Raw genomic sequence first — 20,198 nt, 5'->3', positions numbered from 1 at the left:
ATGAGGTGATAATCGTGATAGGAATTATTGGAGCAATGGATGAAGAAGTAGCTTTATTAAAAGGACAAATGACAAAAAGTAAAGAAGTTCGTATTGCAAATTGTGATTTTACGCATGGTGAACTGTTAGGCAAGGAGATCGTGCTATTAAAATCAGGAATTGGGAAAGTTAATGCTGCTATGGCAACGACCATCATGCATGAACGTTTTAAACCAACACATGTGATAAATACAGGTTCAGCCGGTGGATTTGCTAAAGAACTAAATATAGGTGATCTTGTCATTTCAGATGAAGTTGTTCATCATGACGTCGATGTAACAGCGTTTAATTATGAATATGGCCAAGTTCCACAAATGCCAACACGTTTTAAGGCAGATGAACATTTAGTTATGTTGACAAAAGAAGCGAGTATAGGGATTAATATACGAGCTGTAGAAGGATTAATCGCAACAGGTGATAGTTTTATGGCTGATCCAGATCGGGTACAATTTGTTAGAGAGAAGTTTCCATCAATGATTGCTGCCGAGATGGAAGCAGCTGCTATTGCACAAGTTTGTTATCAATATAAGACACCATTTGTCGTTATTCGTGCTTTATCAGATATTGCTGGCAAAGATGCTTCGGTTTCTTTTGATTCATTTCTAGATAAAGCAGCTAAAAATGCTGCTACATTAATTATGAAAATGATCTCATCAATTTAGTTTTAAAAAAGCAACCATTTTATACGGTTGCTTTTTTATTGTCTTAAATATATGATATAATTTAACTAATTGAAAATTATGTATGTTGTATCGTGAATTGTTTTGTTAGTGGGAGTGATCTTTATGTTAATTCTTCTTGCAATCGCTACTTTACTATTAGCATTCGTCATCTATGTTCTTCATATGATACCAGGTATGTCCTTTGTAGCAAAGATTTTACAATTTGGAATAGGAGTTGTTGGTTTTATTTTTTATATGGCATTTATTATGATTGCATTTGGAATTTCTGGTTTTCTAAGTTATTTAGTCATTCCTTTCTTACCTATTGATGGGCCAGGAATCATTTATGGAGGGGAACTGAACACCAGTAAGGATTATGATACATTAAATTATAAATTTATGGCTTTCTATGCTTTGTTTTGTGCGATTATTTATATTATCGCGAACTATTTATTAGGACTTTCTAAAAAAATCCGTTACGATTCATTTTTATCCTTGTTATTCGTATCAATCATGGTAGTAACATTTTTTCCAATTATCGTACCATATGTGATACCAGGAATGGATGTTTCCTATTATGCCGCAAGTGTATTTGCCGTCATGCATTTTATTTTAATGTTACTTCCTAATAAGAAGGAGCGTTATGAGGAATACAATTAAAGGATTTTTAAGTCGTGCAAGTGATAACACTTTGCACGACTTTATTTTAAGAACGTTTTCTTCTTTCATTACGATAATATTCATGAAACACTTTCATCAACGCTCTTTTTTCTATTCGTGATACATAACTCCGTGATATATTTAGTCGTTTAGCAATCCCTTTTTGTGTTAATTCTTTCTCATTATTTAATCCATAACGATGAATAATGACTTCCTTTTCTCGATCATCTAAGATCGAAAAGTATTTCCTCATTTTAGAGATTTCCATATTCAATTGAATGTATTCAATAATGTTTTCGTTTTCGGCTTCTAAAATATCTATTAAACTAATCTCATTGCCTTCTTTGTCTTGACCAATTGGATCGTGCAAGGAAACGTCTTTTCTTACTTTCTTTAAAGTTCTTAAATGCATCAGGATTTCATTTTCTACACAACGAGCGGCATATGTGGCTAATTTTGTTCCTTTTCCCAATGAATAGCTTTCAATACCTTTGATAAGCCCAATTGTCCCTATAGAAATTAAATCTTCTGTATCTTCCCCTGTATTATCAAATTTTTTTACAATGTGAGCAACAAGTCGTAAATTATGTTCAATTAATTTATTCCGTGCATCCTGACATCCCTTTTGCATTTCTTGAATATATTTCATCTCTTCATCTGGGGGGAGGGGTTGTGGGAAGGCTTGATTTTTAACATACGATACAAAGAAAAGCGCTTCTTTAATTAATAAAATAAAAGCACTTATAAAAGACACGAAAACACCTCCGACACTTTTTATTTGGGCAAATGCCTATATCAGTATCTTTATGATGCTGAAGGTATCGTTGTGTCTGTCCATAATAAAAAAGCGACATTTTTATAGTCGCTTTTTTATGCTTTATGATGTTTTATTGCATCTTCCAATTCATCTGTTCGATTTTTCGTAACTGGTTTAACTCCTGCACGATGAGCAGCACGGGAAATCATATGACCTGATACCGGATTTGTTAGTAAGATAAAAAATAATGCTAATAATAATTTCCCACTAACGATGTTATGATGAATAAATAAGAAAATAAACATCCCGATTAGTATTCCTGCTAATCCAAGTGTAGACGCTTTTGTAGCAGCATGTAAACGAGTATAAATATCAGGAAACCGCACAATACCTATCGAGCTCGATACAACAAAAAATGTACCTGTTATTAAAAACAGAATAATAGCAATGTTAAGTATGATGTTAATCCAAGTCTCGATCAATGATAACACCCTTTTCTAAGTATTTGGCGATGGCAACGGTTCCTAAAAATGATAAGATTGCAATTAATAAAATTGCGTCATTTAATTGTGTAGTTACGAGAGTAAAAGAAACAAATGCTGCAACAGCCATTAAATTAATACCAATAGCATCCAGAGCGACTGCTCGGTCAGCGTTGGTCGGTCCGACTAATATACGGTAAACCAAAAGAGTAAGAGAAATGGAAATACCAATAAAACAAATCATGACGACCAAATCTAATATATGCTCTGTCATTAATAAAATATCTTGACTCATCGGGTCACCTCCATAATGGCTTTTTCGAACGTATTTTTAATCGATTGAATGGATTCATCGATATCATCAATATCCATTGCATGGATGTAAATAGTAGAATTATCATTTGAAATTGCAACAGATAATGTGCCTGGTGTAAGCGTAATTAGGTTAGCTAGTAATGTTAATTCCCAGTCTGATTTCAATTCTGTTTCATAAGCAAAGATACCTGGTTCAATATCTGGTTTAGGTGTATAAACGAGTTTAACAATATCAATATTTGATTTTATCAATTCTTTAATAAAGAGTAAAATGAGTTGAATGATTTTAAAAAAGCGCTCTAAATAGAATCGTCCGGGAAGTAAACGTCTCATAATTAATAATAAAAGTATTCCGAGAACATATCCAGCGATAAAACTTGATATCGAATATGACTCGCTTAAGAACATCCACATCATAGCAATAATGAGATTGATAACAATTTGAAAGGCCATTTACATTACTCCTTTAGTACAGAATCAATATATATTTGTGGATCGAGTAAATATTCTGCAATTGAATCTATGGTCGGAACAAATATTTCTGCGCCAATTCCTAGTATAACTGAAAAGCTAAGTAAAAATATAACAGGTGCAACCATCCCAGAAATAGGTTTCTTCTCAATGTTTTGTTCTGATGGTTGTTTACCCCAGAAGCCTCTAATAAAGATTTTCATAACGGAATATAATATGAGTAAACTTGTTCCTAAAGCTATTAAAGCAATAACGATTTCGCCATTTTCAAAGGCACCTTTGAGAAGCTGTAGTTTAGCAATAAATCCACTAAATGGTGGGATACCAGCTAATATAAAGGCTCCTATAAATAATAGCCAACCGAGAAGTGGATATGTATTTATTAAACCTTTCATTTTTCTAAGATCAGAAGTTCCTGCCACATAAGCAATAATGCCAACGAGTAAGAAAAGAGCCGATTTAATGATCATATCATGAATTAAATAATAAATTGAACCACTCATACCAGATTGATTATAAAATCCAATCCCCATCATAATAAATCCAATTGCAGGGATGATATTGTATGCAATGATGAGTTTAATATTATTTGTTGAAAGTGCTCCAATCACACCAAATATCATTGATAGTCCAGCAATCCAAATAAACATATCGTGAGTTAAATCTAATTGATGCACAAATATTAACGAAAACACACGAATAATTGAATATATTCCAACCTTCGTTAATAAAGCAGCAAATATAGCTGAGACTACTGGATTTGGCACAATATATGATTTTGGTAACCAATAGTAAAGTGGAAATAATGCTGCCTTCGTAGCAAATACGAAAAATAGTAAAATACCAATCGTTGTTAATATTCCTTGTTGATCTACTTCCTGAACACGTTCAGCAATTTGCGCCATATTAACAGTTCCGACTACACCATAAAGGAATGCAACTGCCGTTACGAACAGTATGGATGAAAAGACATTAATTAGTACGTATTTTAACGATTCTCTTAATTGCACTTTATCCCCACCTAGCACAATTAAAGCATAGGAGGCAATAAGTAGAACCTCAAAAAATACGAATAGGTTAAATAAATCTCCTGTTAAGAACGCCCCACTCACACCGCTTATTAGAAAGAAGAAAAAAGCGTAAAAATAATGCTTTTCTTGTTTGATATTAAGCGAATGTGGTGCATAAAATACAGTAGCAATAACAATGATATTTGTTGTTAAAATTAAAGCAACAGAAAGCATATCCATAACGATGACAATACCATAAGGTGCGACCCAGTCGCCAGTTTCTAATACGATTGTACCCTTTTGTGACACATAATAGACAAGGTATATAGCTATGAATAAATTAATTGAAGCAAAAAGCTTGGCTAACTGTCGCGATATATTAACTTTTGAATGCGTAAAGGCCAAAATTGTCCCGGCAAAGAGTGGAAATATGATTGGAAAAATAGCTAGATTATTCATTTGGCTTACCCCTTAATTGTTCCATATTATCTGTATTATTTTCTTTAGCCGTTCGATAAGCTAACACAAGCATTAAACTTGTTAAACCAAAACTAATGACAATTGATGTTAAAATTAATGCTTGTGGTAGTGGGTCAGTATATGACGTAATTCCTTCGGTTAGAATTGGTGGTTGCCCACGTTTTAATTTCCCCATTGTTAATATAAACAAATGAGCCGCATGTGAAATAAGGACGGTTCCAATAATGATACGTACCATTTGTTTTTGTAATAAATTGTATACGGCTACCGCAAAGATGATTCCAGCTAATATAGAAATAATAATTTCCATTATTTATTCGCCCCCTTATCTTTTTTTAACTTAATGAGGCTGAATACGGCTAATGCAGCAATCCCCAGTACTGTAATCTCAAATAAAGTATCAAGTCCACGCATGTCAACAAGGATGACATTAACAACGTTTGTTCCTCCGCCAATCGATTGAGCTGTTTCTAAGAAATAATCGGAAATAGGTTCAAACCAATTTGAGCTATGTGCGGAAATTCCGATTAAGGTCATCAGTGTTCCAAATCCGATGGCGATCACAGCATTTTTAAATTTTGTTAACTTTTGATCATCTCGCATACGCATTTTAGGTAAATGATAAAATGCTAATAAGAACAAGACGACAGATACAGTTTCAATAACTAATTGTGTTAAAGCTAGATCGGGTGCTCGATAAATGAGAAACAAAATAGAGACGCCGTAACCAACGATACCAGTAATTAATAAAGCTGCTAAGTTATGATTTACAAAAATCGTAGCTATCGAAGCGATCACGATTAATACAACAACGACGATTTCAATAACTGATATTTCAGCTAGATTATCATACTTTATTGTAAATCCATCGGTTATAAATAGGTAAGTAGTCGTTACTAAAACGATTGTTCCAATAATGAATGAAATATATGTTTTTAAAGAACCATTCATATACGTGTTTGTTATACGAGCTGATCGGCGATCAATCTGTTCTACGATTCGATCATAAACACGATTAAAACTTAATTTTCCAGGTATGACTTGGTAGATTTTTGTCCAAGCTGAACGTGTTCCGTAAAGAACAAGTCCCATACCAACGACGATTAAAGACATAATAAATGGTGTATTTAATCCATGCCAAAATCCTATGGATTGACTTGCAGCTTGAGGATTTATCGCCTCTAAAGCATGAGCTAAAAATGGCCTGTTAAAAGCATTTGGAAATAAACCGATTGTTATGATCCCTAACACTAGGATAGAAGGAGGGATCAGCATACCCAATGGAGCCTCTTTTGGTGTTTTAGGTAATTGTAAATCATGTTTCTTTTTACCAAATACACCGAAAAACAAGTACATGGAGTAAACAAATGTAAATATACTACCAAATACAGCAAGATATGGCATCATTTGGGTAAGGATTTGTTGTAAATTAGATCCGGTTAACGATAATTGAAGTGTCGATTCAAAGAACATTTCTTTACTATAAAATCCATTTAAAAATGGAAGCGGTATACCAGCCATTGAGAACGTACCAAATAGTGCTAGCGTTCCTGTTATAGGTAACATTGTAAATAGACCGCCGAGTTTTCGGATGTCACGAGTACCTGATTGTAAATCAACGATACCAGCTACCATAAACAAACTACCTTTAAAAGTCGCATGGTTTAAAATATGAAACACAGCTGCAAAAACAGCAATTTCAGTACCAAAGCCAAGCATAGCCATAATCATACCAAGTTGACTAATTGTTGAATAGGCTAATATTGCTTTTAGATCTGTTTGACGGACGGCCATATAAGAGCCCCAGCATAATGTCACAATTCCGAACGTACTTATGATAATAAAAAACCATTCATAATTAGAGAAAATAGGTGAGAAGCGAGCGACTAGATAGAGCCCCGCTTTAACCATTGTTGCTGAGTGCAAATATGCACTGACCGGTGTTGGTGCTTCCATTGCATCTGGCAACCAGATGTGGAATGGGAATTGTGCAGATTTAGTAAATGCTCCTAAAAGAATTAAACCCATAGCTAGTGGTAAATAGTTGTTATTTAAAATAATATCAGCATTCTGTATAAGTTCTCTAATACTTGATGTGCCAGCAATGACGCTTAGTAAAATAAACCCTCCTAGCATGCTTAAGCCACCGAATATAGTAATTAACATCGATTTTTGTGCACCATATCGTGAGCGTTCTTTTGTATGCCAATATCCAATTAATAAAAATGATGAAATAGATGTTAGTTCCCAAAAAGTGTATAAGGCAAATAAGTTGTCAAAGGAAACAACGCCTAACATTGCTGCCATAAACATGAGTAAATAAACATAAAAATGGCCTAATCTCTCTGTTTGATCTAAATAATAGATTGAATAGGCGACAACAAGTGTTCCGATTCCACTTATTAAAAGAATAAATAATAGACTAAGTCCATCTAAATACAAGTCGAGATTCATTCCTAAAGATGGAATCCATGAGTATGTCTTTTTTATAGGAACGAAATCTTTCCCGATAAAGCGAACGTAGTATAGGAATATTCCTAATGGAACTATTAGTACGAAAATCCCAGTATGTATTTTATGTTTGAGTCTACTTAAGAATGGGACTAATAAGGCGAAAAGTAGCGGAACGAATATTGCGAATATCATGAAATCGATGCCCTCCTAATAAGATGATTCTAATATAGCTTCTATTTCATCGATTAAAATGGTTATGTAAAATTCGACAAATAGATACATACTAAATAAGTTTATCATAATTTTAACCACTCGAAAAATAAAACCCCCTTTTAAATCCAGAAATAACTGGTAAAGGAGGATGTTCACTTAATATCTTCATTTAGTTTAACACGTTATTTTCATTTTATGGCCGAGATTTCGCCGTGAGATTTCTTTTTTAATTAGCGAAATAAAGTCAGCTTCCAAATTTAGTTCAATTGCCTTTCTATACGCGTCCAATAATAATTTATCAGAAAGACGATACATAATAAATCCTCCTATATCGAGACCGTTAATAAAAAAAGTACATGCTCTAACTTTGTTTCCTAATAAAGACTATTAATAATCTACCATGATTTTAAAAAACGAACAAGAGGATACTTATCTACATTAAGGTGTGCATAACTTTCCTTTTAAATGTTACGAATGCTGTTGTTATAATGGTTTATCTTGTTGATAAAATTATCCACAAATCGAAAAATAGGAGAATTTGTCGAACGATTTTTTTACTTTATTTATAGTCTTTCTATTATTTATTATGATTGCTTTGTTTTTTTTAGGAAAAAAATCTGTCATTCATTAATTTTACTTCCTAATCGAATCTATTTGTTATAGTATTAAATAGGGATTAGCCTTTTAAATAGTGTAAAATATGTTATGAGGTGTTTTAAATTTGCTAAAATTATTTTTACCTGATCATTATGTCAAAAATATATTTGAAATAAATCCTCTTCGCTTAAAGAGTAAGGGCATTAAAGGGATTATTACAGATTTAGATAATACGTTAGTACCTTGGGATGTTAAAGATGCAACACCAGAAGTGATTGAATGGTTTGAAAATATGAAACAAAACGAGATAAAAGTAGCAATTATATCCAATAATAATAAAGAACGTGTGAAAGTTTTTTCAGAACCATTAGGGGCTCCGTATTTTTTTAGTGCACGAAAACCGTTATCACGTTCATTTAAAAAAGCTGCAAAACAGATGGGGTTAAAGCGAGAAGAAATTGTCGTAATAGGTGATCAGCTACTTACAGATATTCTTGGTGGTAACAAGGCAGGCTTCCATACCATTTTAGTTGCCCCTATTGTTGAGACAGACGCAAAGATTACGACATTCAATCGTCGTATCGAACGTTCTATTTTAAATCGGATGCGTAAGAAAGGAATGATTACATGGGAAAAATAAACGAAGAGCTTGTTTGTTTAGGGTGTGGCACTCAGATTCAATCAGAAGATCCTGATAAAGCTGGTTATACACCGAAATCTACGCTTGCGAAGAAAGATATATTGTGCAAGCGTTGTTTTCGTTTAAAACATTATAATGAAATTCAAGATGTAGATATAACGGATGATGATTTCTTAAAAATGGTTTCTAACATTCAAAACAAAAAAGGGCTTGTCGTTCATCTTATTGACATTTTTGACGTGAGTGGTAGTCTATTAACGAATTTACCACGAATTGTTGGTGATCATCCGATCCTGCTCGTCGGAAACAAAAAAGATCTATTACCAAAATCCACGAGTGAACGCCAACTCATTCATTGGTTACGCCGTTCAGCTAAAGAATATGGACTTAAGGTTATTGATGTAGCACTCATTTCATCGATTAAAGGACACGGTATGAAAGATTTAAGTCTAATGATTGAAAAGTATCGAAAAGGACGCGATGTGTTTATAGTTGGCACAACGAATGTAGGTAAATCAACATTTATAAATCGACTTATTAAAGAATCAACTGGAGAGAATGATGTTATTACAACGTCTTATTTTCCAGGGACGACACTTGGATTTATTGAAATTCCTTTAGATGAAAAGTCATATATGATTGATACACCTGGTATTGTCAATAGAAAGCAATTATCTCATTATGTTTCCGATAATGATTTAAAAATGATTCATCCAATAAAAGAAATCAAACCACGTGTTTATCAACTAAATGCAGAGCAGACGTTATTTTTTGGTGGATTAGCACGGATTGATTTTATTAAAGGCAATCGTCAATCTTTCGTATGTTACTTTTCAAATCGATTACCCATTCATCGTACAAAATTAGCAAAAGCTGATGAGCTTTATAAAAATCATTTAGGAAAAATGTTGTCCCCACCCGATGAAATAACACTAGCAATGCTTCCACCGCTTGTTAAACATTCATTTCGATTGGGGGCAGGCAAATCAGATATCGTATTTCCTGGATTAGGCTGGATAACTGTAGCAGGCGAACGAATAACAGTTGATGTTTATGCGCCAAAAGGGATTGCAGTTGGAATAAGAGACGCATTAATTTAGGAGAATATGTAGGTGATAGAATGTATTATCAGTTAGGTTTAATTGGACATCCAGTGAAACAATCATTGTCACCATGGATCCACTCCGAATTTTTAAAGAGAAGCCAATTAAAAGGTCAATATCAATTAATCGATGTTCACCCTGATGAATCTTTAGCTCATGTGCTTCAACAATTTGAGCATGAAGGTTATTGTGGATTTAATATTACGGTTCCGTACAAAGAAAAAATATTGAGCTATTTAGATGAAGTCGATGAACATGCACGAAAAGTTGGTGCTGTTAACACCGTTGTCCGTCGTAAAGGAAAATGGATTGGATATAATACTGATGGATTAGGTTATGTCAGAGCATTAGAAAGTAGTTATCCGACATTTTTCAAAGAAACTAAAAAAAATGTTTTATTAATAGGAGCAGGAGGGGCTGCCCGTGGAATTTATGCTAGTTTATTAACTAAACCATTACTTCGTATTGACATTGCAAATCGCACATTAAAGCATGCTGAAAGTATTAAGATGTTGAATGATACAATGATTCAAACAGATATCCTATCACTAGAACATGCAAAAGAAATAGGATCGATATATGATTTAATTATCCAGACAACAGATGTCGGTATGAAACCAAATGAGCATGAAATGATTGTATCTTTTCCTGCCTTAAGAAAAGACCAAATTATATCGGACATCGTGTATCAACCGATTATGACGGCATTTTTAAGGCATGCTAAATCTAAAGGGGCAAAGATCCATTGTGGACATTCAATGCTTCTTTATCAAGCTCAAGAAGCTTTTAAAATATGGACAAATCAATGGGTCCCACTTGAGCATATGGAACAAAAACTTACAAAAATATTGGAAGGAAGATAATATGTTAACAGGGAAACAAAAAAGATTTTTACGCTCTAAAGCGCACCATCTTAAAGCTATTTTTCAAGTTGGAAAAACAGGTGTTAATGAAAATATGGTTAAACAAATTGTTGACGCACTGGAAAAACGCGAATTAATTAAAGTGAATATTTTGCAAAATTGTATAGAAGATAAAGAAACAGTTGCCGAACAATTAGCAGAACAAACGGAAGCGGAAATCGTCCAGATTATCGGAAATCAAATCATTCTTTATAAAGAATCGACGGAAAACAAACAAATCGTTTTACCGTAATGTCAAAGGGAGAAGAACATGAAACATATTGGCATTTTAGGAGGTACATTTGATCCACCACATATTGGTCATTTAATGATTGCTGAGGAAGTGAGATTTACATTAAAGTTAGATGAAATATGGTTTGTTCCGACAGCAGATCCACCACATAAACGTACTGCCCATGCAACATCTAAAGAACGGATTGAAATGGTGAGGTTAATGATAGAAGATGAACCAGCCTTTAATATAAATTTAATCGATATCAAGCGTGGCGGTACGTCGTACACATACGAGACGTTAAATGAATTAAAGAAGCTATTTCCAAATGATCAGTTTTATTTTATTATTGGAGCTGATATGGTTGAATATTTACCACATTGGTATAAAATTAATGATTTAATGAAACTCACCACATTTGTAGGTGTAAAACGATCAGGATATACGTTAAAGACATCTTACCCGATTATGACTGTTGATGTACCAGTATTTGAAGTATCTTCTTCAGATATTCGAAAACGGATTCGAACTGGTCGCCCTGCTAAATATTTAGTTAAAGAAGCTGTATATTCATATATTAAGGAGAGAGGATTGTATGAATCGTGCTGAAGCACTATCACTTGTCAAACCACATCTAACTGAAAAGCGTTATGAACATACGATTCGCGTATTAAATACTGCATTAACTTTAGCAGAGAGGTACGGCGTGTCAAAAAAGCAGACTGAATTGGCGGCTATCTTCCATGATTATGCGAAGTATCGTCCATTGAAAGAATTAAAACACTGGATTGAAACTACTTATTTACCAAAAGATTTACTCCAATTTCACCATGAACTATGGCACGGGCCAGTCGGCTCTATCTTAATAGAATTTGAACATGGTATTAAAGATGAAGAGGTTAAGACAGCTATTTATTACCATACAACAGGTAGAAAAGATATGACACCCATTGAACTTATAATTTATGTAGCGGATTATATTGAACCGGGACGAAATTTCCCGGGTTTAGATGACGTTAGGAATATGGCAGAAAGAGATATACTTAAAGCAGCCTGGATGATATCACGAAACACAATAAATTTCTTAATGAGCAAAAATCAGCCTATTTACCCGGATACGTTTCATGCCTATAATGACTTAACAAAAAAGGTATATGGAGGTTGTTAATGGATGGAGTCAAAAGAATTGTTACATATCGTCGCTAAAGCATGTGATGATAAACGAGCACAAAATGTGATTGCCTTAGATATGAAAGGAATTTCTTTTATTGCAGATTATTTTCTCATTTGTGAAGGATCAAACGAAAGACAAGTACAAGCCATTGCAAAAGGAATAAATGATGCGGTGAGTGAAAAGGGATTAAATATTGCTCGTATGGAAGGTTTAGAGCATGCACGTTGGGTTCTCGTTGATTTAGGTTCTATCGTATGCCATGTTTTTCATAAAGATGAAAGAAGTTATTATAATTTAGAGCGCTTATGGGGAGATGCGCCACAAGTTTCAATCCAACTTAAACAAGAAGGTTAGTATGTATGATATATCAAAACTTAGCTTATTTTTATGATTCATTTATGAGCGATGCTCCATACGATTTATGGGTAGATTTTACAAAGCAAATAACGAAGAAAGTGGGAAAGGTTAATAAAATTATTGACTTGGGCTGTGGTACAGGTGAAATATCCCTTCGCTTAGCACGTGAGGGCTATCAATTAATAGGCGTAGACCTTTCTCATGATATGTTAGCCGTCGCACAGCAAAAAGCGAGTCAAGCACAACTTCAAATTCACTGGGTTCATCAAGATATAAGAGCATTAGAAGGTTTTAACGATATTGATATGATTGTTAGTTATTGTGATGTTATTAATTATTTGACAACCGCGGAAGACGTGCGTTTGGTCTTTAAACACGTCCATAAATCATTGCGAAAAGGTGGCCTATTTATATTTGATATTCATTCTTTATATCACGTTAACAATAACTTAATTAATCATACATTTGCCTATGTTGATGACAAAATGAGTTATATATGGCATTGTTCTCCTGGTGAAGAAAAAGGTGAAATGTATCATGATTTAACGTTTTTTATTCAAGATGAAGATAAACAATATACCCGTTATGATGAAATGCATCATCAGCGCACGCTCTCTATTGAACATTATCAACAGCTACTAAAGCAAACAGGTTTTAAAATAAAAAATATTTATAGTGATTTTTCTATAGAAAATAAATTTTCGGAGGTTGAGGCTAAACGAATCTTTATTATTGCGGAAAAAAGATCGGATTAACGTTATTTTTCGATCTTTTTTTGTTTTAGCTATGTTTGTCTAAACAAATGATAGCCGTTATAATGATGCTGTATCCATCTTTTTAATATAATAAGGAGTGAGTGGATTTCTTCCATCTTATTAGAAGATACGGTGTGATTGTTGCTATCGCAAGTTTAGCTGTCATTTATTTTCTAATACGTGATGAAGCCAATGTGATGATTGTTGAAGATCCTTTTAGTCATTCCCCCGCTCATACCGATGAACAAAATGAAACAAATGTTGGGGTACAAGAAGTGATTGTTGTTGATATTAAAGGAAGTGTTAAGAAGCCAGGCGTTTATGAATTAGCCCATGATAAACGGGTTCATGACGCCATACAAGTGGCAGGGGGCTTTACAGAAACAGCAGATCAAACACAAATCAATTTAGCACAACGTTTACAAGATGAGATGGTTATTTATGTACCAAAAAAAGGCGAAGACAGAAGTCTAATGAACGAAGCTGGTTCTAATCATATTAGTGAAGGCACGAAAAAGATTCGTATTAATACTGCTACATTAGAAGAGATAACCACACTGAATGGTATCGGTCCAAAAAAAGCTCAAGCTATTATTGATTACCGTGATGAACATGGCTTATTTAAAACGATTGAAGATTTATTAGAAATACCAGGAATCGGGGAAAAAACAGTTGAAAATATAAAAGAATTTATCCAATTACCATAGCTTTTTGACTACGACCAAAAAATAGATAGAAGGGATAACATTGAAAAGAATACCTTGGGATCAGTACTTTATGGCACAAAGTCATTTATTAGCTTTACGTAGTACATGTACTAGATTAATGGTTGGAGCGACTATTGTACGCGAGAAACGAATTATTGCAGGAGGATATAACGGGAGTGTCTCAGGAAGTGTCCATTGTGTGGATGAAGGATGCTATGTCGTTGATGGGCATTGTGTAAGAACTGTCCATGCTGAGGCAAATGCGCTCTTACAATGTGCAAAATTTGGTGTTGCTACAGAGGGAGCACATATATATGTGACTCATTTTCCGTGTTTACAATGTACGAAACAAATTATACAAGCAGGCATTCATACCGTTTATTATGCGAATGATTATCGTAACGATCCTTATGCTATTGAACTGTTCAAAGAAGCAAATATTCATGTAGAAAAAGTGACTGTTGACAAAGTCTCATTTGATCCACAACGTGAATTAAAAGAAGCCTACGTTTCTAAATTAATTGATACAATTGAAGCTTTGGGAGCTTCAAAAGAAAAATTGAAACTAATAAAGGAGGAAGGAAAACAACTATTTTCGCATAAATAGTTTGTAAGCATGAAAGGGTATTGGCATATTGTGGCATTTGGAATCATTGTCAGTTTCTTTACTGTCATGATGGAAATCAAATGGCTTTTCTTTTGTTATATTGGTTGGTTAATGTGGGCAACCCTCCAAAAGAGAATTCCGATCATGCCGTTTGTCCTTTCTATTTTATTCCTTTTTTACTTCTTAAATACGATACCGGTTCAGAAAAGTAATCAAATGAATAGTGTAGAAAGGGGACTATATTCAGGCAAAATAATCGGTGCGGTTAATAACATAGAAAATCGAATTGAATTCATATTCGAGGACGAAGAAACGAAAGAAAAACGACTTGTGCAATTATTTTTAGAAAATCAAACGCCATTTCCTACACGTCATGATATCGTTAGAGGAGCTAAATGTAAGATAAATGCAGCGTCGGTTGTTATTGATGAAGCAACTAATCCTGGACAGTTTAATTATCAAAGATATTTGGCACAGAAGCAGATAGAGACGGTGCTTCGCCCACTGTCTATAGATGATGTTTATTGTACTGGAAAATCAATTATGAGTCATTTTGATTCATTGCGTCACGTTATATTAGAACGTATATTTAACACATATCGATCAGAAACAGCAGCTTGGCTAAGTGCATTAATATTTGGTAATGATTCATTTATAGAAAAAGAAACAGTCGAATTATTTAGACGTTGGAATCTGGCACATGTTCTAGCAATATCAGGCTTGCATGTTGGCATCGTTATTAGTATTTTATATATGACTTTTGTAAAAACTGGATTTTTGACAAAGGAGAAAACAGAAACATTTTTTGTTGTCTTTCTACCAATATATGCTATCATCGCTGGTGGTGATCCATCTGTTTGGCGCGCAAGTATGATGGCATGCTTTATTTTCATATGTTTAAAATTTAATATAAAGTTGCCCATTATGGATGTTGTTAGTTTTGTTTTTATTGCATTTGTATTTTTAGAACCAGAAATGATGCATCATATTGGTTTTCAATTTTCATTTTTAGTTACATTTGGATTAATATTGTCAAAACAATGGTTGCGTCAAGATGTTCCATTTCCTTTTCAAATCTTAAACATAAGTTTTATCGCACAAATGATGATTGTACCACTTCAACTGAGTTACTTTTATCAATTTAATCCATTGTCAATCCTCATCAATGTTATATATGTACCATATTTTTCATTGTTTGTTATCCCATCTATGTTTTTATTACTATTCATGTTTCCAATTCCCTTTATTCATCGATTTTTTGACGTCATCTTTCATCATATTCACTCCTTTATGTTAACTTCACTTGGTCGTATTGATATCATATTTAATGTCTCATGGACAGGTGGTGAATTTCCAAGCTATTTTCCTGTCGTATATTATGGATTACTCTTAATATTTATGCATTTTATCGAACAGGAAAAACGAAAGCAAGCTTTTCAAGTTGGCGCCGGTCTTACATTGTTTTTAATGTTAATGTTTACTCGACCCTATATATCACCATATGGAACAGTAACAATGCTTGATATAGGTCAAGGAGATGCGCTAGTTATTGAATTGCCTTTTAGAAAAGGTGTTATCTTATATGATGCTGGTGCAACCTTTTCTTTTGGTGAAGCTAAGCCGAGTGAACGTGTATTTCAACAAATTATTAAACCGTTTCTCAATTTTAAAGGTATTCAACAAATTGATGCCTTAATCTTATCACATGAAGATATAGACCACGTCGGAAGTGTTGATTATATTGTGGAAGATTTTACAGTCAACCAAATTATAATGAGCGCATATTATCAACTTGATATGAGGCAACAAAAAAAGTGGAATGAACAAGGAACAGTATTAAAACGTGTAAAAGTAAATGATAAAATAATCATTGGTAATCATGCATTTACCGTGCTATCCCCAATTAAAGAAGCTGGGAATGATAATGATAATTCACTTGTTCTTTATACATTATTTGCTAATAAATCATGGCTCTTTACAGGTGATATTGGAAAAGGTATTGAGCGGCAAATCATGAGGCGATATCCTAATCTGCAAGTAGATGTTATAAAGATAGCTCATCACGGAAGTAATACGTCAACAGATCATCAATTTATTCAACAACTTCAACCTTCATATGCACTCATATCAGCTGGAAGAAATAATCGTTATGGTCATCCTACGCCAGAAGTGATAACGACATTAGAAGAGAATGGTATTAATATTTACAGAACTGATGTGCAAGGTGCAGTGATTTACAGATATTATAAGACGGGGTATTTTGATACATTTTTAAGAAAGTAAAAAAGAGACTGTGTCAGCCTCTTTTATTATGTAACCTTTTTACCTTATGAGTACAATACGCTAATAAAAACACCAATAGCAAAGATTAATAAAAAATATAAAAATGAAAAAGTAAACCCTTTTATGGAATCAGCAACGTCTAAGTTTTTTGATTGTGGATCTTTTTCAAATTCATTCATAACTAACCCTCCTAAGCTCCATTCACTAACATCTAGTATAAGATAAATGATCAAAAAAATCCACTTTTAATAAAAGGTTTCATTGTTTCATCACAATTTAAAACCATAACGATTATGAAGAGACAAAACACGTCATAATTAGTAAGAGTTGTCAGCGATATTTTTATCATGTCCGGTTAGGCTATAAATAATCGTATAAAGCTTTTGCTTATACGTTGATATAGATCAGGAGGGAAGTTATGCCCTCCTTTTAATTATGTACAAATAGATTGAAATCACTGCTTGCGAAACAATGTGTAACAGCGTACCATATATATATACTTTATGTATGGGGGAGACGATATGACTTATTTTAATTTAAGTCGCCAACTAAAAAACAATGATATTCCACTCGTTAGCCTAGTTTATGGAGAGGAAACATTTTTTATCCAGCGAATAAAAGACCTTTTTATTAAACAAGTTCAAACAGATCCAGCAAATATAATGACATACGATTTAACTGAAACCCCTATTCAAGATGTTTTAGCTGATGCGATGACATATCCTTTTTTTGAAGGGAAAAAACTCATTTTTGCTATAAATCCTGTCTTTTTACAAGCGAAAGCAAAGAAACTACCCTTTGAGCATCAATTGTCAGTACTGGAAGAGTATTTACAGGCTCCACCTAATTATTCGATTGTTGTATTTATACTTCATTCTGATAAGATAGATAGCCGTAAAAAAATAACAAAACTTTTGAAGCAAAAAGCAACGATCGCTTTATGTGAAACTGTTAAACCACACGAAGCAGAAAAATGGGTTATTAAAATAGCAGAAGATTTACATGTTACGATTGAAGAGGAAGCTCTTTATTTGCTTGATCCTGACTTATTAACAAACCTTCAATTATTAGAGAGTGAAATAAATAAGCTTGCACTGTATGTAGGTAAAGGTGGTGTCATTACGAAAGACATTGTAGGGGAAATGGTATCCCATACGCCAACTAGTTCAGCCTTACGTTTGGTAGATGCAGTTATGACAGCCGATCTTTATAAAGCGATTGCCATTTATCATGATTTAATGAAGCAAAAAGAGGAGCAAATCCCATTAATTGGTTTATTAGCTTATCAATTCCGCATGATATTAAGGGTTAAGCTTTTAAAGCAAAAAGGATATACTCAAGGACAAATCCAGAAAAGTTTAGGAGTTCATCCTTATGTTGTAAAAGTTGCCCATGACAGGGAACGCCAATTTTCGATTAAACGATTAAAATATATTATCAATCAATTAGCTGAAACTGATGCAATATTAAAACAAGGGAGAATGGACAAAAATATTGCCTTCGAACTGTTATTACATCACTTAGTAACCTATGACGCTAAATAAAAAACGACCGAATCGGTCGTTTTTTATTTAGCGTAGTTTCATTTTTCTTGCTAATCTTGCTTTTTGGCGATTACCGTTATTAGCGTGAATAATGCCTTTTTGAACAGCTCTGTCAATCACTTTCACGGCAGATTGATATGCCTCTTGAGCCTTTGCTTTATCGTTTAGTTCAATTGCAACTTCAACAGCTTTAATATGAGAACGCATTGTCGTGCGCTCTTTTTGATTTTGTAGCCGCTTTCTATTGTTTGTTCGCGTACGTTTAATAGCCGATTTAATATTAGCCATTTAAATCTCTCCTTCAAGTTATATATTCTAATTATTCGGAAAATAAATATTTTAAATTAAAAGCTATACATATATTTTGCATGAATGAATCAATAATTGCAAATGATACTCTTAATAACCTTTTTGGAGGCTGTTATTAATGGTTAATGATGATCAATTTAATCCTGTTCGAACAGATTTAGCTGTAGAGGCTAAGGATATGTATGGTAAGGAAGAAGGACAAAGTGAAGGCATTACAGTACGTGATGTAAAGAAAGATGGTATAAAAATTTCATACGTTAAAATTAATGATGAAGGCGCACGAAAAACAGGAAAAAAAAGAGGACATTACGTAACAATATATGCAGACGGTGTCAAAAAACAAGATACGGCCAGTCAGGAAGCAGCGGCTAAAATATTAGCTTCTGAATTAGAAAATATTTTAAAGTTAAATCACATTCATAAGAATGACAAAGGATTAATTGTCGGTTTAGGAAATTGGCATGTTACACCAGATGCTTTAGGTCCGATGACAGTTGAAAAAGTATTGGTGACGAATCATTTATTTGAATTGGAATTTGAAACAGTGGCAAAAGGTTATCGACCGGTAGCGGCTGTAACACCTGGTGTTATGGGCGTAACAGGAATAGAAACGAGCGAAATTATAGCAGGGATTATAGAACAATATAAACCTGAGTTTGTAATTGCAATCGATGCATTAGCTTCACGATCGATTGATCGAATTAATGAAACGATCCAAATATCTGATACAGGAATACATCCTGGTTCTGGTGTAGGAAACAAACGTAAGGAATTGAGTAAACATACTTTTGGTATTCCCGTTATTGCAATTGGTGTACCGACAGTTGTTGATGCCGTTACAATTACAAGTGATACAATTGATTATTTATTAAAACATTTTGGCCGTACATGGAAAGAAAAAGACAGACCGTTCCAATCTTTATTACCGGGTGGCTTTACTTTTGGAAAACAAGAACTTAATGATACAGATTTACCTAATCTTGAAAAACGGCAAACTTTTTTAGGTATGGTTGGAACTTTATCAGAAGAAGACAAGCGTTCTTTAATAAGTGAAGTACTTTCACCACTTGGAAAAAACATGATTGTAACGCCAAAAGAAGTTGATGATTTTATGAAGAACATGGCTCATGTACTGGCTTCTGGTATTAATGCAGCCTTACATGAAACAATAGATGTGGATAACTTATCAGCGTATACACGCTAACTTGTTCTTTATATGTACTTTAGTGCATCATCACCATTCTAGGTACAATGCACCATAATATAAGGTCTCGCTTTTCAAGCCGTCGTGATTAATGGAAAGAAGCGTGCATTCGTACCTAGGATGTAAGTCTTTGTCTATTGACTAATGGAGCATAATATAGATAAGCTTGCTGGTAGTTTAAATCACTTGAAAACAAAACAATTAAGAAGCTTGTTCTACTTTTCTACCCATTTTCATAGTT

At 33.7% G+C, this 20,198-nt stretch carries 25 protein-coding genes; 15 read left to right on the top strand and 10 right to left on the bottom strand.

All coding sequences use genetic code 11. The annotated features are described in order from the left end of the window. Window positions 1-11 precede the first annotated feature (11 nt). Together mtnN and HNQ35_RS03815 are read left to right on the top strand one after the other, a co-directional pair. Window positions 12-701: a 5'-methylthioadenosine/S-adenosylhomocysteine nucleosidase gene (mtnN, locus tag HNQ35_RS03820; protein ID WP_146937115.1), complete on the top strand. Its 690-nt coding sequence runs from the start codon at window positions 12-14 to the stop codon at window positions 699-701. Between the two features lie 123 nt (window positions 702-824). After that, the gene (locus HNQ35_RS03815) at window positions 825-1,361 is read left to right on the top strand and encodes a hypothetical protein (RefSeq protein ID WP_146936838.1); all 537 of its coding nucleotides are present in this window, start codon (window positions 825-827) and stop codon (window positions 1,359-1,361) included. 46 nt (window positions 1,362-1,407) lie between these two features. Here the strand turns inward: HNQ35_RS03815 and sigK are convergent, their stop codons facing one another. The 8 genes from sigK to HNQ35_RS03775 all read right to left on the bottom strand — a co-directional run bounded on the left by sigK (window position 1,408) and on the right by HNQ35_RS03775 (window position 7,858). Continuing rightward, window positions 1,408-2,115: an RNA polymerase sporulation sigma factor SigK gene (gene sigK / locus HNQ35_RS03810; protein WP_183330121.1), complete on the bottom strand. Its 708-nt coding sequence runs from the start codon at window positions 2,113-2,115 to the stop codon at window positions 1,408-1,410. A gap of 116 nt (window positions 2,116-2,231) precedes the next feature. After that, window positions 2,232-2,600: a monovalent cation/H(+) antiporter subunit G gene (gene mnhG / locus HNQ35_RS03805; RefSeq protein ID WP_146936842.1), complete on the bottom strand. Its 369-nt coding sequence runs from the start codon at window positions 2,598-2,600 to the stop codon at window positions 2,232-2,234. Then, complete coding sequence (locus tag HNQ35_RS03800; protein ID WP_146936844.1) at window positions 2,581-2,895, bottom strand: Na(+)/H(+) antiporter subunit F1; 315 nt, start codon at window positions 2,893-2,895, stop codon at window positions 2,581-2,583. Before HNQ35_RS03800 ends, mnhG begins: the two co-directional genes overlap by 20 nt. Then, window positions 2,892-3,368 carry a Na+/H+ antiporter subunit E gene (locus tag HNQ35_RS03795; protein ID WP_146936846.1) on the bottom strand — a complete coding sequence of 159 codons (477 nt, stop codon included), beginning with the start codon at window positions 3,366-3,368 and terminating at the stop codon, window positions 2,892-2,894. The genes HNQ35_RS03800 and HNQ35_RS03795 overlap by 4 nt, the downstream gene beginning before the upstream one ends. 5 nt (window positions 3,369-3,373) lie before the next feature. After that, window positions 3,374-4,855, bottom strand: a complete 1,482-nt coding sequence (locus HNQ35_RS03790; RefSeq protein ID WP_146936848.1) for a Na+/H+ antiporter subunit D — start codon at window positions 4,853-4,855, stop codon at window positions 3,374-3,376. Next, window positions 4,848-5,186, bottom strand: a complete 339-nt coding sequence (locus tag HNQ35_RS03785) for a Na(+)/H(+) antiporter subunit C (RefSeq protein ID WP_146936850.1) — start codon at window positions 5,184-5,186, stop codon at window positions 4,848-4,850. Before HNQ35_RS03785 ends, HNQ35_RS03790 begins: the two co-directional genes overlap by 8 nt. Further along, a complete protein-coding gene (locus tag HNQ35_RS03780; protein WP_146936852.1) occupies window positions 5,186-7,522 on the bottom strand; it encodes a Na+/H+ antiporter subunit A in 2,337 nt (778 codons plus the stop codon). Before HNQ35_RS03780 ends, HNQ35_RS03785 begins: the two co-directional genes overlap by 1 nt. A 195-nt stretch (window positions 7,523-7,717) precedes the next feature. Beyond that, entirely contained in the window at window positions 7,718-7,858 is a 141-nt protein-coding gene (locus tag HNQ35_RS03775) for a sporulation histidine kinase inhibitor Sda (RefSeq protein WP_146936853.1), read from the bottom strand. Window positions 7,859-8,264: 406 nt separating this feature from the next. On the opposite strand from HNQ35_RS03775, the gene HNQ35_RS03770 reads away from it, so the two are divergent. From HNQ35_RS03770 to HNQ35_RS03720, 11 genes are all read left to right on the top strand, one after another. Next, on the top strand, window positions 8,265-8,780 hold the full coding sequence (locus tag HNQ35_RS03770) for a YqeG family HAD IIIA-type phosphatase (protein WP_146936855.1): 516 nt from the start codon (window positions 8,265-8,267) through the stop codon (window positions 8,778-8,780). Further along, window positions 8,768-9,880, top strand: a complete 1,113-nt coding sequence (gene yqeH, locus HNQ35_RS03765) for a ribosome biogenesis GTPase YqeH (protein ID WP_146936857.1) — start codon at window positions 8,768-8,770, stop codon at window positions 9,878-9,880. The genes HNQ35_RS03770 and yqeH overlap by 13 nt, the downstream gene beginning before the upstream one ends. 20 nt (window positions 9,881-9,900) lie before the next feature. Further along, a complete protein-coding gene (gene aroE / locus HNQ35_RS03760) occupies window positions 9,901-10,746 on the top strand; it encodes a shikimate dehydrogenase (protein WP_146936859.1) in 846 nt (281 codons plus the stop codon). A 1-nt stretch (window position 10,747) separates the two neighbouring features. Further along, the gene (gene yhbY, locus HNQ35_RS03755; protein WP_146936861.1) at window positions 10,748-11,038 is read left to right on the top strand and encodes a ribosome assembly RNA-binding protein YhbY; all 291 of its coding nucleotides are present in this window, start codon (window positions 10,748-10,750) and stop codon (window positions 11,036-11,038) included. A gap of 18 nt (window positions 11,039-11,056) precedes the next feature. Next, window positions 11,057-11,626, top strand: coding sequence for a nicotinate-nucleotide adenylyltransferase (locus HNQ35_RS03750; RefSeq protein ID WP_146936863.1), 570 nt, complete (start codon window positions 11,057-11,059; stop codon window positions 11,624-11,626). After that, a complete protein-coding gene (yqeK, locus tag HNQ35_RS03745) occupies window positions 11,613-12,185 on the top strand; it encodes a bis(5'-nucleosyl)-tetraphosphatase (symmetrical) YqeK (protein ID WP_146936865.1) in 573 nt (190 codons plus the stop codon). Before HNQ35_RS03750 ends, yqeK begins: the two co-directional genes overlap by 14 nt. A gap of 3 nt (window positions 12,186-12,188) precedes the next feature. After that, window positions 12,189-12,545 (top strand): ribosome silencing factor, encoded by a 357-nt coding sequence (gene rsfS, locus HNQ35_RS03740; protein WP_146936868.1) that lies wholly within the window; start codon window positions 12,189-12,191, stop codon window positions 12,543-12,545. Between the two features lie 5 nt (window positions 12,546-12,550). Continuing rightward, complete coding sequence (locus tag HNQ35_RS03735; RefSeq protein ID WP_146936870.1) at window positions 12,551-13,303, top strand: class I SAM-dependent DNA methyltransferase; 753 nt, start codon at window positions 12,551-12,553, stop codon at window positions 13,301-13,303. 101 nt (window positions 13,304-13,404) lie between these two features. After that, window positions 13,405-14,010 carry a helix-hairpin-helix domain-containing protein gene (locus HNQ35_RS03730; protein ID WP_146936871.1) on the top strand — a complete coding sequence of 202 codons (606 nt, stop codon included), beginning with the start codon at window positions 13,405-13,407 and terminating at the stop codon, window positions 14,008-14,010. Window positions 14,011-14,050: 40 nt separating this feature from the next. Beyond that, window positions 14,051-14,617 (top strand): ComE operon protein 2, encoded by a 567-nt coding sequence (locus HNQ35_RS03725; protein ID WP_146936873.1) that lies wholly within the window; start codon window positions 14,051-14,053, stop codon window positions 14,615-14,617. 30 nt (window positions 14,618-14,647) lie between these two features. Next, a complete protein-coding gene (locus tag HNQ35_RS03720; protein WP_170226640.1) occupies window positions 14,648-16,900 on the top strand; it encodes a DNA internalization-related competence protein ComEC/Rec2 in 2,253 nt (750 codons plus the stop codon). A gap of 44 nt (window positions 16,901-16,944) precedes the next feature. Here the strand turns inward: HNQ35_RS03720 and HNQ35_RS03715 are convergent, their stop codons facing one another. Continuing rightward, window positions 16,945-17,079, bottom strand: a complete 135-nt coding sequence (locus HNQ35_RS03715; RefSeq protein WP_146936877.1) for a YqzM family protein — start codon at window positions 17,077-17,079, stop codon at window positions 16,945-16,947. Window positions 17,080-17,421: 342 nt separating this feature from the next. Between HNQ35_RS03715 and holA the strand changes: the two genes are divergently transcribed. Then, entirely contained in the window at window positions 17,422-18,444 is a 1,023-nt protein-coding gene (holA, locus tag HNQ35_RS03710) for a DNA polymerase III subunit delta (RefSeq protein WP_146936879.1), read from the top strand. Between the two features lie 27 nt (window positions 18,445-18,471). Here the strand turns inward: holA and rpsT are convergent, their stop codons facing one another. Continuing rightward, window positions 18,472-18,732 (bottom strand): 30S ribosomal protein S20, encoded by a 261-nt coding sequence (gene rpsT / locus HNQ35_RS03705; protein WP_146936881.1) that lies wholly within the window; start codon window positions 18,730-18,732, stop codon window positions 18,472-18,474. 139 nt (window positions 18,733-18,871) lie between these two features. Here rpsT and gpr point away from each other — a divergent pair, with 139 nt between their 5' ends. After that, entirely contained in the window at window positions 18,872-19,957 is a 1,086-nt protein-coding gene (gene gpr / locus HNQ35_RS03700) for a GPR endopeptidase (RefSeq protein WP_146936883.1), read from the top strand. The last annotated feature ends 241 nt before the right edge of the window (window positions 19,958-20,198 follow it).

Origin of the sequence: Cerasibacillus quisquiliarum (genome assembly GCF_014202495.1) — a bacterium.
Lineage (GTDB): Bacteria > Bacillota > Bacilli > Bacillales > Amphibacillaceae > Cerasibacillus > Cerasibacillus quisquiliarum.
This window is presented reverse-complemented; position numbering and strand designations above follow the sequence as displayed.

Bases quoted from the DNA above. Each gene is read 5' to 3' on its own strand.
- HNQ35_RS03715 (WP_146936877.1), bottom strand. From the start codon at position 17,079: ATGAATGAATTTGAAAAAGATCCACAATCAAAAAACTTAGACGTTGCT.
- yqeK (WP_146936865.1), top strand. From the start codon at position 11,613: ATGAATCGTGCTGAAGCACTATCACTTGTCAAACCACATCTAACTGAA.
- gpr (WP_146936883.1), top strand. From the start codon at position 18,872: ATGGTTAATGATGATCAATTTAATCCTGTTCGAACAGATTTAGCTGTA.
- yqeH (WP_146936857.1), top strand. From the start codon at position 8,768: ATGGGAAAAATAAACGAAGAGCTTGTTTGTTTAGGGTGTGGCACTCAG.
- rpsT (WP_146936881.1), bottom strand. From the start codon at position 18,732: ATGGCTAATATTAAATCGGCTATTAAACGTACGCGAACAAACAATAGA.
- HNQ35_RS03800 (WP_146936844.1), bottom strand. From the start codon at position 2,895: ATGAGTCAAGATATTTTATTAATGACAGAGCATATATTAGATTTGGTC.
- HNQ35_RS03780 (WP_146936852.1), bottom strand. From the start codon at position 7,522: ATGATATTCGCAATATTCGTTCCGCTACTTTTCGCCTTATTAGTCCCA.
- HNQ35_RS03795 (WP_146936846.1), bottom strand. From the start codon at position 3,368: ATGGCCTTTCAAATTGTTATCAATCTCATTATTGCTATGATGTGGATG.
- yhbY (WP_146936861.1), top strand. From the start codon at position 10,748: ATGTTAACAGGGAAACAAAAAAGATTTTTACGCTCTAAAGCGCACCAT.
- aroE (WP_146936859.1), top strand. From the start codon at position 9,901: ATGTATTATCAGTTAGGTTTAATTGGACATCCAGTGAAACAATCATTG.
- rsfS (WP_146936868.1), top strand. From the start codon at position 12,189: ATGGAGTCAAAAGAATTGTTACATATCGTCGCTAAAGCATGTGATGAT.
- HNQ35_RS03735 (WP_146936870.1), top strand. From the start codon at position 12,551: ATGATATATCAAAACTTAGCTTATTTTTATGATTCATTTATGAGCGAT.
- HNQ35_RS03750 (WP_146936863.1), top strand. From the start codon at position 11,057: ATGAAACATATTGGCATTTTAGGAGGTACATTTGATCCACCACATATT.
- HNQ35_RS03775 (WP_146936853.1), bottom strand. From the start codon at position 7,858: ATGTATCGTCTTTCTGATAAATTATTATTGGACGCGTATAGAAAGGCA.
- holA (WP_146936879.1), top strand. From the start codon at position 17,422: ATGACTTATTTTAATTTAAGTCGCCAACTAAAAAACAATGATATTCCA.
- HNQ35_RS03815 (WP_146936838.1), top strand. From the start codon at position 825: ATGTTAATTCTTCTTGCAATCGCTACTTTACTATTAGCATTCGTCATC.
- HNQ35_RS03790 (WP_146936848.1), bottom strand. From the start codon at position 4,855: ATGAATAATCTAGCTATTTTTCCAATCATATTTCCACTCTTTGCCGGG.
- HNQ35_RS03785 (WP_146936850.1), bottom strand. From the start codon at position 5,186: ATGGAAATTATTATTTCTATATTAGCTGGAATCATCTTTGCGGTAGCC.